Raw genomic sequence first — 15,048 nt, 5'->3', positions numbered from 1 at the left:
AGCATCTGGCTCCGATGGACACCGAAGCACAGCCGACGGAGCGCGACCGCTCCTCCCGCCCTTCCGACTCCGAGGAGACCTCGGACCCAGGAGGGCCGGAGGGACGGTCGCGTTTCGCGTTGGTGTCGCGTGTCAGCGCATGGGTCCCGGGCGGCCGGATCACCCTGACCCTGCTGACCTGCCTGCTTTTCCTGCTGCTGCTCAGCACGTTCGTGCTGCGGCCGTTCCAGATCCCCAGCGGATCCATGGAGCCGGGATTGAGGATCGGGGACCGGGTTCTCGTAAATAAGTTGGCGTACCGTTTCGATGCCCAGCCGCAGCGGGGAGACATCGTCGTGTTCGACGGGACGGGGTACTTCGGGCACGCGGACTACATCAAGCGCGTTGTCGGTGTGGGGGCGGACCGCGTGGTCTGCTGCGACAAGAAGGGGAGGATCCAGGTGAACGGCCGGCCGGTCGACGAGTCGGGCTTCCTGTACCCCGGAGACAGCCCCTCCGAGGTTCCCTTCGACGTCGTGGTGCCCGACGGCACCCTCTTCGTGCTCGGCGACCACCGCGGCGACTCCAGCGACTCCCGCGACCACCTCGGCTCCCCGGGCGGCGGCATGATCCCCGTCGACGACGTGATCGGCCGCGCCGACTGGATCGTTTGGCCCTTCGGCCACGCCACCCGGCTCCAGCGCCCGGACGCCTACGCGCGCGTGCCCGCTCCCGCCGCCGGAAGGGCGGGCGCCCATGGGTAACCGCGGCAAGCCGCGCGGCGTCGCCACGAGCGCCGCGGAAAATCTGCTGCCCACCGGCGCCCGGCGCGCCGCCAGCCCGTCCGGCGGACGTACGCGCGCCGAGCGGCGCAAACTCCAGCGCAAGGTCAAGCGGCGCCGCAGGCGCGGTGCCGTCAAGGAGATACCGCTCCTCGTCGGCGTCGCCGTCCTCATAGCCCTCGTGCTGAAGACCTTCCTCGTCCAGGCCTTCGTCATCCCGTCGGGCTCCATGGAGCAGACGATCCAGATCGGCGACCGTGTCCTGGTCGACAAGCTCACCCCGTGGTTCGGCTCCGAGCCGCAGCGCGGGGACGTCGTCGTCTTCAAGGACCCCGGCGGCTGGCTCCAGGACGACCAGACCGCCACCCCGAAGGAAGACCCCGTCGTCATCAAGCAGGTCAAGGAAGGGCTCACCTTCATCGGCCTGCTGCCGTCCGAGGACGAGAAGGACCTCATCAAGCGGGTCGTCGGCGTCGGCGGCGACAAGGTCAAGTGCTGCGACACCCAAGGGCGCGTGACCGTCAACGGCATCCCGCTGAACGAGGACTACCTGTACCCCGGCAACGCCCCGTCCGACACGCCGTTCGAGATCACGGTCCCGCAGGGGCGGTACTGGGTGATGGGCGACCACCGGAACAACTCCGCGGACTCCCGCGCCCACCAGGACACCGACTACGGGGGCACGGTCTCCGAGGACGAGGTCGTGGGCCGCGCCATGGTCATCGCCTGGCCGTTCGGCCACTGGAACATGCTGGAGGAACCGACCACGTACGCCTCCGTGTCCGACTCGGCCACCGGGTCGACCGCTGCCGACCCGCTGTCGCATAGGGTTGCCTCCGACGATTCGAACGGAACGATCCAGCTCCCGACCCCTGCGGAACTCCCGCTCGTTATGGGAGTGGTGGGCCTGCGTCGTGTATGGGGCAGGCGGCGGCACAGAGTGAGGAGTTGGCGTGGGGGATGTGGCGGTCGGCGCACGGTCGGGACACGACGGCGAGGAGCATCGCGGGCGCCCCGCGGAATCCGCCGTCCCGGCCGCGGACAGCGCCGTGACCTCCGGGAATGACTCCGGGGCAGCCGAGGACGACAGGGTGACAGGCAAGCACACCACAGCGGAGAACGAGGGGCCGGGCGGTACGAACCGGACACCGAGGAAGGCGCGCTCCTTCTGGAAGGAGCTGCCCATCCTGATCGGCATCGCGCTGGTGCTGGCGCTGCTGATCAAGACCTTCCTGGTGCAGGCGTTCTCCATCCCCTCCGACTCGATGCAGAACACGCTCCAGCAGGGCGACCGGGTCCTGGTCGACAAGCTCACCCCCTGGTTCGGCTCCGAGCCCGAGCGCGGCGAGGTCGTCGTCTTCCACGACCCCGACAACTGGCTGGCGGGCGAGCCGACCACGGACCCGAACGCGCTGCAGACGTTCCTCAGCTGGATCGGCCTCATGCCGTCCGCGGAGGAGAAGGACCTCATCAAGCGCGTCATCGGCGTCGGCGGCGACACGATCGAGTGCAAGGGCACGGGGCCGGTGACGGTCAACGGCAAGGCGCTGGACGATCGGTCGTACGTCTACCCGGGCAACACGCCGTGCAGCGTCGACGACCAGGGCGGCCAGTTCAAGGTGAAGGTCCCCGAGGGCTACATCTGGGTCATGGGCGACCATCGGCAGAACTCCCGGGACTCCCGCTACAACCAGGCGGACCGGCACAAGGGCATGGTCCCGGTGAAGGAGGTCGTAGGACGGGCCGTCGTCATCGCCTGGCCGATCAACCGCTGGGACAACCTGCCGGTGCCGGACACCTTCGACCAGTCCGGCCTGAACGCCCAGCCGGCCGCGGCGGGCTGGGCGGTGGCACCGCAGGGTCTGGCGCTCGCCGGTGCGGTGCCCGTGGTGCTGTGGTGGCGCCGGAAGCGGTGATTCCGACGGCGGGCTGACCCCCGCTGGTACCCCCGGGTAGGGTGCGGACCCATGGGTGGCGAGAGCATGACGCACACGGCCCCGCGCAGCGGTGGCACAGGTACGGGCCCGGTGGGCAGCCGGACCGGACAGCGGTTGTCCGGGCTGGCCGTCGCGCTGGGCCTCGTGCTTTTCCTCGGAGGGTTCGCCTGGGGAGCGGTGGTCTACCGGCCGTACACCGTGCCCACCAGTTCGATGACACCGACGATCGACGCGGGCGACCGGATCCTCGCGCAGCGCGTCGACGGTGATGAGGTCCGCCGGGGCGATGTCGTCGTCTTCAAGGACGCGACCTGGGCCAACGCGCCGATGGTCAAGCGTGTGGTCGCCATCGGCGGCGACACGGTCTCCTGCTGCCAGGACGGCAAGCTCAAGGTCAACGGCAAGGAGATCGACGAGCCCTACCTGCCCAAGGGCACGCCGGCCGAGATCACCAACTTCCCCACCGTGACCGTCCCCGAGGGGCGGCTGTTCCTGCTCGGTGACGAGCGCGGCAGCTCCGTGGACTCCACCGCCCACCTGACCGACGCCGCCAGTGGCACGGTGGCGCGCTCCGCCGTCGACGCCCGCGTCGACTCCGTCGTGTACCCGATGAAGGGCATGCTGGAGCGCCCGACCGGCTTCGAGGCGCTCGGCGGCCTCTCCTCGCCCGGACCGCTGGGGACGATCATCGCCGCGGTGATCGCCGGCGCCGTGCTCGTCATGGGCGGGGGCGCCTACGGCCCGATCGCCAAGCTTGCCGGGGCGGCCCGTGCCCGGCGGTCGAGCGCGGAGCCCGCGGGTGTCCGCTGAGGCCGCGGGGGAGGGCAGGGGTTCCTCGGAGGGCGGGCTGCGCAGGGTCGCCCGGGTCGTGCTGCTCGACCCGCAGGACCGCATCCTGCTGCTGCACGGGCACGAGCCGGACGATCCGGCCGACGACTGGTGGTTCACCCCCGGCGGCGGAGTGGAGGGCGACGAGACCCGTGAACAGGCCGCGCTGAGGGAACTCATCGAGGAGACGGGCATCACCGAGGTCGAGCTCGGCCCGGTGCTGTGGCGGCGGAAGTGCTCGTTCCCGTTCGCGGGCCGCCGCTGGGACCAGGACGAGTGGTACTACCTGGCTCGTACGGACCGTACGGAGATCGCCGCCGCCGGACTGACCGAGCTGGAGCGGCGCAGTGTCGCCGGAGCGCGCTGGTGGACGTGTCGGGAACTGACCCGGGCACATGAGACGGTGTATCCGACCAGACTCGCCGGGCTGCTGCGTACGCTGCTCGACGAAGGTCCCCCGGCCAGGCCCGTGATCCTTGACCCGGAAATCGTCTAGAGGCTCACAGGACTGGCGCACAATGGTGGGATCGCACGGCTGAAGGGGAACATGCCATGAGCGCCGAGGACCTCGAGAAGTACGAGACCGAGATGGAGCTGAAGCTCTACCGGGAGTACCGCGATGTCGTCGGTCTGTTCAAATACGTGATCGAGACCGAGCGGCGTTTCTACCTGACCAACGACTACGAGATGCAGGTGCACTCGGTTCAGGGCGAGGTGTTCTTCGAGGTGTCCATGGCGGATGCCTGGGTGTGGGACATGTACCGGCCGGCGCGGTTCGTGAAGCAGGTTCGGGTGCTCACGTTCAAGGACGTGAACATCGAGGAGCTGAACAAGAGCGATCTCGAGCTGCCGAGCGGGTGACGGAGTACGTGACGGAGCGGGTGACGTTCAGTGACGTTCACCCAGGTGGGTGAGGGAGTTTTCCACACCCGCTGAGCCGTCCACCAAGATCCACTTCTTGGTGGCGGGTGCGTGATCGTTGGCGCCGGAGGTGGTGCCGACATGAACGCACATCTGGCGCGCAGCGCCATGGGCAAGTACGGCGAGAGCCTGGCCGCGCGGCGGCTGGCCGAGGCCGGTCTGACGGTCGTGGAGCGCAACTGGCGCTCCGGCCGGACGGGTGAGATCGACATCGTGGCCAGGGACGGTGACGTCCTGGTCGTCTGCGAGGTGAAAACCCGCAGGGAGGGTCCCTTCGAGCATCCGATGGCGGCCGTGACCCCGCAGAAGGCGGAGCGGCTGCGGGATCTCGCCGATCGGTGGATCCAGTCCCACGGGGGCGCACCACCCGGCGGGGTCCGCATCGACGTGGTCGGCGTGCTCCTTCCGAACCGCGGCGCGGCCGTGGTCGAGCATGTGCGGGGGGTGGCCTGATGGGATTCGCCCGTACGTGTTCGGTGGCGCTGGTGGGCGTCGAGGGTGTGGTCGTCGAGGTCCAGGCCGATCTCGAACCGGGTGTCGCGGCGTTCACGCTGGTGGGACTGCCCGACAAGAGCCTGACGGAGAGCCGGGACCGGGTGCGCGCCGCGGTCGTCAACTCGGGCGCGGCCTGGCCGCAGAAGAAACTCACGGTGGGTCTGAGCCCGGCCTCCGTACCGAAGTCCGGCAGCGGCTTCGACCTGGCCGTCGCCGCGGCGGTCCTCGGCGCGGCGGAGCGCATCGATCCCCGGGTTCTCGCCGACATCGTGATGATCGGGGAACTGGGGCTGGACGGCCGGGTGCGGCCGGTCCGCGGCGTGCTGCCGGCGGTGCTGGCGGCGGCGGACGCGGGGTATGAGCAGGTGGTGGTGCCGGAGTGCGCCGCCGCCGAGGCCTCCCTGGTGCCAGGGGTGTCGGTACTGGGCGTCAGGAGCCTGCGGCAGCTGATCGCCATCCTGGCCGACGAACCCGTGCCCGACGAGGAGCCGGACGAGCAGGGTCGCCCGGACCCGCTCCTCGCCGGCCTTCGCGTGCCCGGTACGGGCGCGGCCACGGGCATGCACAGCGTCGGAGCGGCCCAGCACGACCACGCCCACGACCTCGCGGACGTCGTCGGCCAGACCTCGGCGCGCACTGCGGTGGAGGTGGCCGCGGCGGGCGGGCACCACCTCTTCCTCGAAGGGCCTCCCGGCGCGGGCAAGACGATGCTCGCGGAGCGGCTGCCGACCATCCTGCCCCTGCTCGGCCGGCAGGAGTCGCTGGAGGTCACAGCGGTCCACTCGGTGGCGGGCCTGCTGCCCCCGGGCAAGCCGCTGATCGACGTCGCCCCCTACTGCGCCCCGCACCACTCGGCCACGATGCAGGCACTCGTCGGCGGCGGCCCGGGCATTGCGCGGCCCGGCGCGGTGTCGATGTCCCACCGGGGTGTGCTCTTCCTGGACGAGACGCCCGAGTTCAACAGCCAGGCCCTGGACGCCCTGCGTCAGCCGCTGGAGGCGGGGCATGTCGTGATCGCGCGCAGTGCGGGAGTGGTGCGCTTCCCGGCGAAGTTCCTCATGGTGCTCGCGGCCAACCCCTGCCCGTGCGGCCGGTTCTCGCAGCGGGACGACCTGTGCGAATGTCCGCCCTCGGCGATCCGCCGCTACCAGGCCAGGCTCTCCGGACCGCTGCTCGACCGGGTCGATCTGCGCGTCGAGGTGGACCGCGTCACCCGCACCGAGCTGACCGCCGTCGGCGCGCGGGGTGAGTCCACGGCGACGGTCGCCGACCGGGTCCGGGCGGCCCGGGAACGGGCTTCGGAGCGCCTCGCCGGCACTCCCTGGCGCACCAACAGCGAGGTACCCGGCCGTGAGCTGCGCAGCCGCTGGTACGCGGTGCCCGGCGCGATGGACGAGGCCGAGCGGAACCTGGAGCGGGGTGTCCTGACCGCCCGTGGACTGGACCGTGTCCTGCGGGTGGCCTGGACGGTCGGCGACCTCGTCGGCCACGACCGGCCCGACGCCACGGACGTCGCCCTCGCGCTCCAGCTGCGCACCGGTGTGCCACGGGGCGTGCCCATGGCCCTCGGGGCGCTGACGTGAGTGTCGTCGACGAACCGGAGGACCAGCTGCTCGCCCGGGTGTTTCTCACCCGGGTCCTCGAGCCCGGGGACGAGGTCGTTGGGCGGTGGGTGCGGGAGGTCGGGGTCGGGGAAGTGGCGCGGAGGCTGGCGGAGGGCGGGCTGCCCCTGCCCGGCGTCAGCGGCAAGCGGTGGGCGGGACTGCTGGCCAGGGCCGAGACGGCACGGCCAACTGAGGACCTCGCCGTCGCCCGGGAGGCCGGGGTGCGGTTCGTGTGCCCCGGGCACCCGGAGTGGCCCGGGCAGCTCGACGATCTCGGGGATGCCCGGCCCCTGGGACTGTGGGTGCGGGGGAGGGCCAGTCTGCGGATGTGGGCGCTGAAGTCCGTGGCCGTCGTCGGCGCCCGGGCCTGCACCGAGTACGGGGCGCACATGGCGGCCACCCTCGCCGCCGGCCTCGCCGAGCAGGGCTGGGTCGTGGTGTCCGGCGGTGCCTATGGAGTCGACGGCGCCGCCCACCGCGGCGCCCTCGGCGCGGGCGGCGCCACCGTCGCCGTCCTCGCCTGCGGCGTCGACCGTCCCTACCCGCGCGGACACACCCAGCTGATCGGCAGAATCGCTGAACAGGGCCTGGTCGTAGGCGAGTTGCCACCCGGCGATCACCCGACGCCGAGCCGGTTCATCCTCCGCAACCGCGTCATCGCGGCACTCACCCGCGGCACCGTGGTCGTCGAGGCCGCCCACCGCAGCGGCTCCCTGGTCACGGCGCGGGCGGCACAGCGCCTCGGCCGTCACACGATGGGGGTACCGGGCCCGGCCACCAGCGGACTCTCCGCCGGAGTGCACGAACTGCTGCGCGGCGAGGCGGTTCTGGTCACCGACGCCGCGGATGTCGTCGAACTGGTCGGCGACATCGGGCAACTGGCCCCCGACCGGCGCGGCCCCGTCCTGCCGCGGGATCTGCTGGAACCCGTCACCCGGCAGGTGCTCGCCGCCCTGCCGGGCGGCAGGGCCGCCCAGCCGGACGAGATCGCGCGCCGAGCGCAGACCGCACAGGAGGACGCGATCGCGAGACTGTACGAACTCCGGGCACTCGGTTACGTCGAACGACACGGCGATGGCTGGAAGTTGACACGCCAGGCGGTGATGTCGGTCCGCGGTGCTCCCGGACCCTGCTGACCGCGCGTGTTCGGCCGTCCGGGGGAACCTCGACACCCCTTGGAAATGCGCCCAGTTGGGCTCCTCCGGTGATCACACTGAGCGACCGCGGCGCTCCGCCGGGACGCCTCCGGAACGCGTTCGCGTCTCCGTTGACCTCCGTCCTTCGCACACCGCGACACCGCAGTCACGCTACGCTCACGAGGATTCCGACACGGACAGGCCACTCGACATCAGTCAGACAGCTCACCCCAGCAGCACCACTGCGCAGCAGAACGGCACAAGGCGACGAATGCCCCAGCACACCTCCGGGTCCGACCGGGCGGCGATCCCCCCAGCCGCCCGTGACGGTGGCAGCGTACGGCCGCCCGCTCCCTCGACGCTCGACGAGCTGTGGCGGTCCTACAAGGCGACGGGGGACGAGCGGCTGCGGGAGCAGCTGATCCTGCACTACTCGCCGCTCGTGAAGTACGTCGCTGGACGGGTCAGTGTGGGTCTGCCGTCCAACGTGGAGCAGGCGGACTTCGTCTCGTCCGGAGTGTTCGGGCTGATCGACGCGATCGAGAAGTTCGACGTCGACCGGGAGATCAAGTTCGAGACGTACGCGATCACCCGGATCCGGGGCGCGATGATCGACGAGCTGCGGGCGCTGGACTGGATCCCCCGCTCGGTGCGGCAGAAGGCGCGCAACGTGGAACGGGCCTACGCCACGCTGGAGGCGCGGCTGCGGCGGACGCCGACGGAGGGCGAGGTGGCCGGCGAGCTGGGTATCGCTGTGGAGGAACTCCACGCGGTGTTCAGTCAGTTGTCGCTGGCCAACGTGGTGGCCCTGGAGGAGCTGCTGCACGGCGGGGGCGAGGGCGGCGACGGGCTGAGCGTGATGGACACGCTGGAGGACACCGCCGCCGACAACCCCGTGGAGGTCGCCGAGGACCGGGAGCTGCGGAGGTTCCTGGCACGGGCGATCAACACGCTGCCCGAGCGGGAGAAGACCGTGGTCACGCTGTACTACTACGAGGGGCTCACCCTGGCCGAGATCGGGAACGTGCTGGGCGTGACCGAGAGCCGGGTCAGCCAGATCCACACCAAGTCCGTGCTCCAGCTCAGAGCGAAACTGGCGAGCTTCGGCCGCTGACCTGGTCGGATGCCGACGAGTCGGCGTGAGCCACTCCCGTCGGGCGTGACGCGTCCGTAGAGTGTTGACGTGCCAAGGATTCGAGCGGCCTCCGTGGCCGAGCACCGGTCGATGCAGCGAGCCGCCCTGCTGGACGCGGCTCGTTCCTTGTTGTCCGAGGGCGGTACGGAGGCGCTGACCTTCCCGGCCCTCGCCGAGCGGACGGGCCTCGCGCGATCGTCCGTCTACGAGTACTTCCGGTCACGGGCGGCCGTGGTCGAGGAGCTGTGCGAGGTCGACTTCCCGGTCTGGGCGGCGGAAGTGTCGGCGGCGATGGAGCGGGCGGAGACGTCCGAGGCCAAGGTCGAGGCGTATGTGCGCCAGCAGCTCGAGCTGGTCGGGGACCGGCGGCATCGGGCCGTGGTCGCGATCTCCGCGAGTGAGCTCGACGCGGGGGCCCGGGAGAAGATCCGGGCGGCGCACGGCGGGCTGGTCGCGATGATCGTCGAGGCGCTGGCCGAAATGGGGCATGCGCAGCCTCGGCTGGCGGCGATGCTCTTGCAGGGGGTGGTGGACGCGGCCGTGCGGAGGATCGAGCTGGGAGCCGCGGAGGAGCCGGACGCCATCGCGGAGGCGGCGGTGTCCATGGCCCTGCGGGGTGTGCTGGGCTGAGGGGCGTCGGTGCCTGAGGCACTGGGGAAGGCGCGACTGCCCGCAGGCTCGGCGGCTCAGTACACCGGCAGCAGCCTCGACGGGCCCCTGTGCAGCAGCCACGGGGGCAGGAGCGACAGCGGGTTCAGGTAGGTCTCGTCCCTGCGCAGGCCCCAGTGCACGCACGGAGCCGTGCAGTGCGAGCCCGCCTCGTCCACCGTGCCGATCACCTCGCCGGGTTCCACCTCCTCGCCCTCCCGCACCGTCGCCGTCACCGGTTCGAGTGTCGTGCGCAAGGGTGGATCGCCGGTTCCGGTGAGTTCCACCGAGACGACGCCCTTGCCGGCCACCCGGCCCGCGAAGGACACCCGGCCCCCGGCCGGCGCCCGTACCGGCGTTCCCGGTGCTGCCGCCAGGTCCACGCCCCGGTGGCCCGGGCCGTACGCCGTCGCAGGGGGTTCCCAGCCGCGGAGGACCTGAGGGCGTAATCCGACGGGCCACGCGCGCCCCACCGCCGGGACGGTGGCGTCCGGGCCGGGCGGCGCCGCGAACAGCCGGGGCGGCGGGGACAGCAGGACGGCCGCGGTCAGGACCAGCAGCAGGATCAGCCGCGTACACACACGCACACATCGCTTCGCTCGCATGCGCAGAGCGTCCCGCATCGCCCCGATCACCGTGCGTGGCTGTGGACCGCTGCCCGGCTGTGGACAACGGCGTCACCCGGCACCCCGCGGGTCCCGTACACTTCTGGTGGCGACCCGGGTCACCGGGTCGACTTCGCACGCCCCGATACGCACCCCGGCAACGGGCTGTATCAGCGCCCCTCGGTCCCTCGTGGAACGGCGCGCAGTGGGCGTCAGGCGCGGAAGCCGTCCGGCATCCGCGGCACAACCGAGAAATTCAAGGAGATACGGCCATGGCCGTCGTCACGATGCGGGAGCTGCTGGAGAGCGGCGTCCACTTCGGTCACCAGACCCGTCGTTGGAACCCGAAGATGAAGCGCTTCATCTTCACGGAGCGCAACGGCATCTACATCATCGACCTGCTCCAGTCGCTGTCGTACATCGACCGCGCCTTCGAGTTCGTCAAGGAGACCGTCGCCCACGGCGGCACGGTCATGTTCGTCGGCACGAAGAAGCAGGCGCAGGAGGCCATCGCCGAGCAGGCCACCCGCGTCGGCATGCCCTTCGTCAACCAGCGCTGGCTGGGCGGCATGCTCACCAACTTCTCGACCGTCTACAAGCGTCTGCAGCGCCTCAAGGAGCTCGAGCAGATCGACTTCGAGGACGTCGCCGCGTCCGGTCTGACCAAGAAGGAGCTTCTCGTGCTCTCGCGCGAGAAGGCCAAGCTGGAGAAGACCCTCGGTGGTATCCGCGAGATGCAGAAGGTGCCCAGCGCCGTCTGGATCGTGGACACCAAGAAGGAGCACATCGCCGTTGGTGAGGCCCGGAAGCTGAACATTCCGGTCGTCGCGATCCTCGACACCAACTGCGACCCCGACGAGGTCGACTACAAGATCCCGGGCAACGACGACGCGATCCGCTCCGTCACCCTGCTCACCCGCGTCATCGCCGACGCCGTCGCCGAGGGCCTCATCGCCCGCTCAGGCGTCGCCACCGGCGACAAGGGCGAGAAGGCCGCGGGCGAGCCGCTGGCCGAGTGGGAGCGCGACCTGCTCGAGGGCGAGAAGAAGGCCGACGAGGCTGCCCCCGCCGCCGAGGCCGCTCCGGCCGCCGAGACTGAGGCTGCTCCGGCCGCCGAGGACGCTCCGGCTGCCGAGGCCGCCCCCGCCGCCGAGGCCGAGAAGCCGGCCGAGGGCGAGAAGGCCGCCGAGGCCGAGCAGGCCTGACCCGTCAGTCCGAGGTGACGGCGGGAGCGGGACCGCAACCAGTAGCGTCTTCGGCGCGGTTGAAGTCCGCTCCCGCCGTTCACCCGTAGGTCAGCGGAAAGACAGCGCCCTCCGGCTCCATGGGGGGCGCATCCGCAGATCTTCGATCTTCCAGACTTCGAGAAAGATTCACAGACTCATGGCGAACTACACCGCCGCCGACGTCAAGAAGCTCCGTGAGCTCACGGGCGCCGGCATGATGGACTGCAAGAAGGCGCTGGACGAGGCCGAGGGCAACGTCGAGAAGGCCGTCGAGGCGCTCCGCATCAAGGGCCAGAAGGGCGTCGCCAAGCGCGAGGGCCGTTCCGCCGAGAACGGTGCCGTGGTCTCGATCATCGCCGACGACAACTCCTCCGGTGTCATCGTCGAGCTGAAGTGCGAGACGGACTTCGTCGCCAAGGGTGACAAGTTCCAGGCCGTGGCCACCACCATCGCCGAGCACGTCGCCAAGACCTCCCCGGCCGACCTCGAGGCCCTGCTCGCCTCCGAGATCGAGGCCGGCAAGACCGTCCAGGCGTTCGTCGACGAGGCCAACGCCAACCTGGGCGAGAAGATCGTCCTGGACCGCTTCGCGCAGTTCGGTGACGGCTACGTGACGGCGTACATGCACCGCACGATGCCCGACCTGCCGCCGCAGATCGGTGTCCTCGTCGAGCTGGACAAGCCCAACGCCGAGATCGCCAAGGGCGTCGCCCAGCACATCGCCGCCTTCGCGCCGAAGTACCTCTCCAAGGAGGACGTGCCGGCCGACGTCGTCGAGTCCGAGCGCCGCGTCGCCGAGGAGACCACCCGCGCCGAGGGCAAGCCCGAGGCCGCCCTGCCGAAGATCGTCGAGGGTCGCCTCAACGGCTTCTTCAAGGACGCCACGCTGCTCGGCCAGCCCTACGCGCTGGACAACAAGAAGTCCGTCCAGAAGGTTCTGGACGAGGCCGGTGTCACCCTGAAGCGCTTCTCGCGCATCAAGGTCGGCATCTGAGTCCGTACCGCGATCGACGCCCGACCCCGATAAGGTCGGCAGCAGTCGTCCGTGTACGCCGTCACATGGGTGGCGGACGACAGCAGATCTGACAAGGAGGCCATTGCCGCATGGGATGCGAAACACGCCCCACCGGCAATGGCCTTCTTGGTATGTGCAACACGTGAAAGAGGCGGAATCCCCCATGACCACCAAGCCCCAGAAGAGCGACGACGGCAAAGTGCGCGGCCGGTTTCTGCTGAAGCTGTCCGGAGAGGCCTTCTCCGGTGGCGGGGGCCTGGGCGTCGACCCCGACGTGGTGCACAAGATCGCCCGCGAGATCGCGGCCGTCGTACGCGACGGCGCGCAGGTCGCGGTCGTCATCGGCGGCGGCAACTTCTTCCGCGGTGCCGAACTCCAGCAGCGCGGCATGGACCGCGCCCGCTCCGACTACATGGGCATGCTCGGCACCGTCATGAACTGCCTCGCCCTCCAGGACTTCCTGGAGAAGGTGGGCGTCGAAACCCGTGTGCAGACCGCCATCACCATGGGCCAGGTCGCCGAGCCCTACATCCCGCTGCGCGCCGTACGGCACCTGGAGAAGGGCCGTGTGGTGATCTTCGGAGCCGGTATGGGCATGCCGTACTTCTCCACCGACACCACCGCCGCACAGCGCGCCCTGGAGATCGACGCCGAGGCGCTGCTGATGGGCAAGAACGGCGTGGACGGGGTCTACGACTCCGACCCGAAGACCAACCCGGACGCGGTGAAGTTCGATCACCTCGGCTACGGCGAGGTCATCACGCGCGACCTGAAGGTCGCCGACGCCACGGCCGTCACGCTGTGCCGCGACAACAAGCTCCCGATCGTGGTCTTCGAGCTGCTGGCGGAGGGCAACATCGGCCGCGCCGTCAAGGGTGAGAAGATCGGCACGCTCGTGGGGGACGCGGCCGGCCGGGACTGAGGACCGCACCACCCCGTCCGGGGGACGGACGGGTCGGAGCCGGGCCGGGGGATGGACAATGTCCTGCCGGTCGGGAACCGTGCAGGAAGAAGACGCGACGCAGCCGGCCGCCGCCCCACATGGAACCGCAGCCGGGCCTACTCAAGACACGCAGGAGCAAGTGGTGATCGAAGAGACCCTCCTCGAGGCCGAGGAGAAGATGGAGAAGGCCGTCGTGGTCGCCAAGGAGGACTTCGCCGCGATCCGCACCGGCCGTGCGCACCCGGCGATGTTCAACAAGATCGTGGCCGACTACTACGGCGCGCCGACGCCGATCAACCAGCTGGCTTCGTTCTCCGTGCCGGAGCCGCGCATGGCGGTAGTGACCCCGTTCGACAAGACGGCCCTGCGTAACATCGAGCAGGCGATCCGTGACTCCGACCTGGGCGTCAACCCGAGCAACGACGGCAACATCATCCGAGTCGTGTTCCCCGAGCTGACCGAGGAGCGCCGCCGCGAGTACATCAAGGTCGCGAAGGGCAAGGGCGAGGACGCGAAGATCTCGATTCGCTCCGTGCGCCGCAAGGCCAAGGAGGCCATCGACAAGCTGATCAAGGACGGCGAGGTCGGCGAGGACGAGGGCCGCCGTGCGGAGAAGGAGCTCGACGACACCACCGCGAAGTACGTCGCGCAGGTGGACGAGCTCCTGAAGCACAAGGAAGCGGAGCTGCTCGAGGTCTGATGAACGACTCTTCCTGGGGGGCGCCGCCACAGGCCGGGTACTGGGGGCCCACCGACCAAGGGCATGGCCACGGGCACATCCAGAGCCCTGGCCATGGGTACGTCCAGGGGGCCGCCCCGGCGGGTCCCGCATACGATGCGTATGAAGCGCCTCAGACTCGCCCCATGCCCAGCGTGCCTGACGTAGCCGGCCACGGCGACAACCAGGATGACGACCGGAGGGCTGCTCGGCTGAGCGGCCCCCCGGTCCGAAACGAGACGAATCCGGAACCCATGCCCGACGCCTCGCAGCCGGCACCCAAGCCGCCGAAGAAGAGCGCGGGTCGCGACCTGAGTGCCGCGATAGGGGTCGGGGTCGGGCTCGGCGCGGTGATCGTCGCGTCGCTGTTCGTCGTCAAGGCCGTGTTCGTCGGCGTCGTCGCGGTCGCCGTCGTGGTCGGTCTGTGGGAGCTGACCAAGCGGCTGGACGAACGCAAGGGCATCCGGGCGCCGCTCGTCCCCCTCGCGCTCGGCGGTGCCGCGATGGTCGTCGCCGGGTACGTCCGGGGCGCCGAGGGCGCCTGGGTCGCCATGGCGCTCACCACCCTGGCCGTGCTCGTCTGGCGCATGACGGAACCGCCCGAGGGCTACCTGAGGGACGTCACGGCGGGCGTCTTCGCGGCGTTCTACGTGCCGTTCCTGGCGACCTTCGTCTCGATGATGCTGACCGCGGACGACGGGCCGCAGCGGGTGCTCACCTTCCTGCTGCTCACGGTCGTCAGCGACACCGGTGCCTACGCCGTCGGCTGGCGCTTCGGCCGGAACAAGCTCGCCCCGCGCATCAGCCCCGGCAAGACCCGCGAGGGCCTGCTCGGCGCGGTCGCCTTCGCCATGGTCGCGGGCGCGCTGTGCATGGAGTTCCTCATCGACGGCGGTGCCTGGTGGCAGGGTCTGGTGCTCGGCCTCGCGGTCGCGGTCAGCGCCACGCTCGGCGACCTCGGCGAGTCCATGATCAAGCGGGACCTCGGCATCAAGGACATGGGCACGCTGCTGCCCGGCCACGGCGGCATCATGGACCGGCTCGACTCGCTGCTGCCGACGGCTCCGGTGGTGTGG

The 15,048-nt window shown here is 70.4% G+C and carries 17 protein-coding genes; 16 read left to right on the top strand and 1 reads right to left on the bottom strand.

Going from position 1 to position 15,048, the window contains the following annotated elements; translation table 11 throughout:
• The first annotated feature begins 14 nt into the window (after window positions 1-14).
• The 11 genes from lepB (ACFT4A_RS17400) to ACFT4A_RS17350 all read left to right on the top strand — a co-directional run bounded on the left by lepB (ACFT4A_RS17400) (window position 15) and on the right by ACFT4A_RS17350 (window position 9,447).
• On the top strand, window positions 15-743 hold the full coding sequence (lepB, locus tag ACFT4A_RS17400) for a signal peptidase I (protein ID WP_382830904.1): 729 nt from the start codon (window positions 15-17) through the stop codon (window positions 741-743).
• Complete coding sequence (gene lepB / locus ACFT4A_RS17395; protein ID WP_382830901.1) at window positions 736-1,827, top strand: signal peptidase I; 1,092 nt, start codon at window positions 736-738, stop codon at window positions 1,825-1,827. The genes lepB (ACFT4A_RS17400) and lepB (ACFT4A_RS17395) overlap by 8 nt, the downstream gene beginning before the upstream one ends.
• The gene (lepB, locus tag ACFT4A_RS17390) at window positions 1,715-2,677 is read left to right on the top strand and encodes a signal peptidase I (protein WP_382830898.1); all 963 of its coding nucleotides are present in this window, start codon (window positions 1,715-1,717) and stop codon (window positions 2,675-2,677) included. The genes lepB (ACFT4A_RS17395) and lepB (ACFT4A_RS17390) overlap by 113 nt, the downstream gene beginning before the upstream one ends.
• 51 nt (window positions 2,678-2,728) lie before the next feature.
• A complete protein-coding gene (lepB, locus tag ACFT4A_RS17385; protein WP_382830895.1) occupies window positions 2,729-3,508 on the top strand; it encodes a signal peptidase I in 780 nt (259 codons plus the stop codon).
• Window positions 3,498-4,022 carry an NUDIX hydrolase gene (locus ACFT4A_RS17380; protein ID WP_382830893.1) on the top strand — a complete coding sequence of 175 codons (525 nt, stop codon included), beginning with the start codon at window positions 3,498-3,500 and terminating at the stop codon, window positions 4,020-4,022. Before lepB (ACFT4A_RS17385) ends, ACFT4A_RS17380 begins: the two co-directional genes overlap by 11 nt.
• Window positions 4,023-4,078: 56 nt before the next feature.
• Window positions 4,079-4,387 (top strand): DUF2469 domain-containing protein, encoded by a 309-nt coding sequence (locus tag ACFT4A_RS17375; RefSeq protein ID WP_003993268.1) that lies wholly within the window; start codon window positions 4,079-4,081, stop codon window positions 4,385-4,387.
• Between the two features lie 111 nt (window positions 4,388-4,498).
• Window positions 4,499-4,900, top strand: coding sequence for a YraN family protein (locus tag ACFT4A_RS17370; protein ID WP_382830891.1), 402 nt, complete (start codon window positions 4,499-4,501; stop codon window positions 4,898-4,900).
• Window positions 4,900-6,525, top strand: a complete 1,626-nt coding sequence (locus ACFT4A_RS17365; protein ID WP_382830889.1) for a YifB family Mg chelatase-like AAA ATPase — start codon at window positions 4,900-4,902, stop codon at window positions 6,523-6,525. The genes ACFT4A_RS17370 and ACFT4A_RS17365 overlap by 1 nt, the downstream gene beginning before the upstream one ends.
• A complete protein-coding gene (gene dprA / locus ACFT4A_RS17360; RefSeq protein WP_382830887.1) occupies window positions 6,522-7,682 on the top strand; it encodes a DNA-processing protein DprA in 1,161 nt (386 codons plus the stop codon). Before ACFT4A_RS17365 ends, dprA begins: the two co-directional genes overlap by 4 nt.
• Window positions 7,683-7,953: 271 nt before the next feature.
• Window positions 7,954-8,796 (top strand): RNA polymerase sigma factor WhiG, encoded by an 843-nt coding sequence (gene whiG, locus ACFT4A_RS17355; protein ID WP_189728016.1) that lies wholly within the window; start codon window positions 7,954-7,956, stop codon window positions 8,794-8,796.
• Window positions 8,797-8,889: 93 nt separating this feature from the next.
• Window positions 8,890-9,447: a TetR family transcriptional regulator gene (locus ACFT4A_RS17350; protein WP_382831081.1), complete on the top strand. Its 558-nt coding sequence runs from the start codon at window positions 8,890-8,892 to the stop codon at window positions 9,445-9,447.
• A 56-nt stretch (window positions 9,448-9,503) separates the two neighbouring features.
• On the opposite strand, the gene ACFT4A_RS17345 is transcribed toward ACFT4A_RS17350, so the two are convergent.
• The gene (locus ACFT4A_RS17345; protein WP_382830884.1) at window positions 9,504-10,070 is read right to left on the bottom strand and encodes a peptidoglycan DD-metalloendopeptidase family protein; all 567 of its coding nucleotides are present in this window, start codon (window positions 10,068-10,070) and stop codon (window positions 9,504-9,506) included.
• 272 nt (window positions 10,071-10,342) lie between these two features.
• Here ACFT4A_RS17345 and rpsB point away from each other — a divergent pair, with 272 nt between their 5' ends.
• The 5 genes from rpsB to ACFT4A_RS17320 all read left to right on the top strand — a co-directional run.
• Complete coding sequence (gene rpsB, locus ACFT4A_RS17340; protein WP_382830881.1) at window positions 10,343-11,275, top strand: 30S ribosomal protein S2; 933 nt, start codon at window positions 10,343-10,345, stop codon at window positions 11,273-11,275.
• Window positions 11,276-11,453: 178 nt separating this feature from the next.
• Complete coding sequence (tsf, locus tag ACFT4A_RS17335; RefSeq protein ID WP_215118280.1) at window positions 11,454-12,290, top strand: translation elongation factor Ts; 837 nt, start codon at window positions 11,454-11,456, stop codon at window positions 12,288-12,290.
• A gap of 184 nt (window positions 12,291-12,474) precedes the next feature.
• Window positions 12,475-13,233: a UMP kinase gene (pyrH, locus tag ACFT4A_RS17330; protein WP_382830877.1), complete on the top strand. Its 759-nt coding sequence runs from the start codon at window positions 12,475-12,477 to the stop codon at window positions 13,231-13,233.
• A 163-nt stretch (window positions 13,234-13,396) separates the two neighbouring features.
• The gene (gene frr, locus ACFT4A_RS17325; RefSeq protein WP_215118279.1) at window positions 13,397-13,954 is read left to right on the top strand and encodes a ribosome recycling factor; all 558 of its coding nucleotides are present in this window, start codon (window positions 13,397-13,399) and stop codon (window positions 13,952-13,954) included.
• A partial coding sequence (locus ACFT4A_RS17320; RefSeq protein WP_382830874.1) for a phosphatidate cytidylyltransferase occupies window positions 13,954-15,048 on the top strand: 1,095 nt, incomplete at its 3' end. The genes frr and ACFT4A_RS17320, both read left to right, overlap by 1 nt.

Origin of the sequence: Streptomyces sp. NPDC057099 (assembly GCF_042671245.1) — a bacterium.
Classification (GTDB): Bacteria; Actinomycetota; Actinomycetes; order Streptomycetales; family Streptomycetaceae; genus Streptomyces; species Streptomyces purpurascens.
Note: the sequence above shows the minus strand (reverse complement) of the source record. Positions and strands in the feature narration are given on the sequence as shown.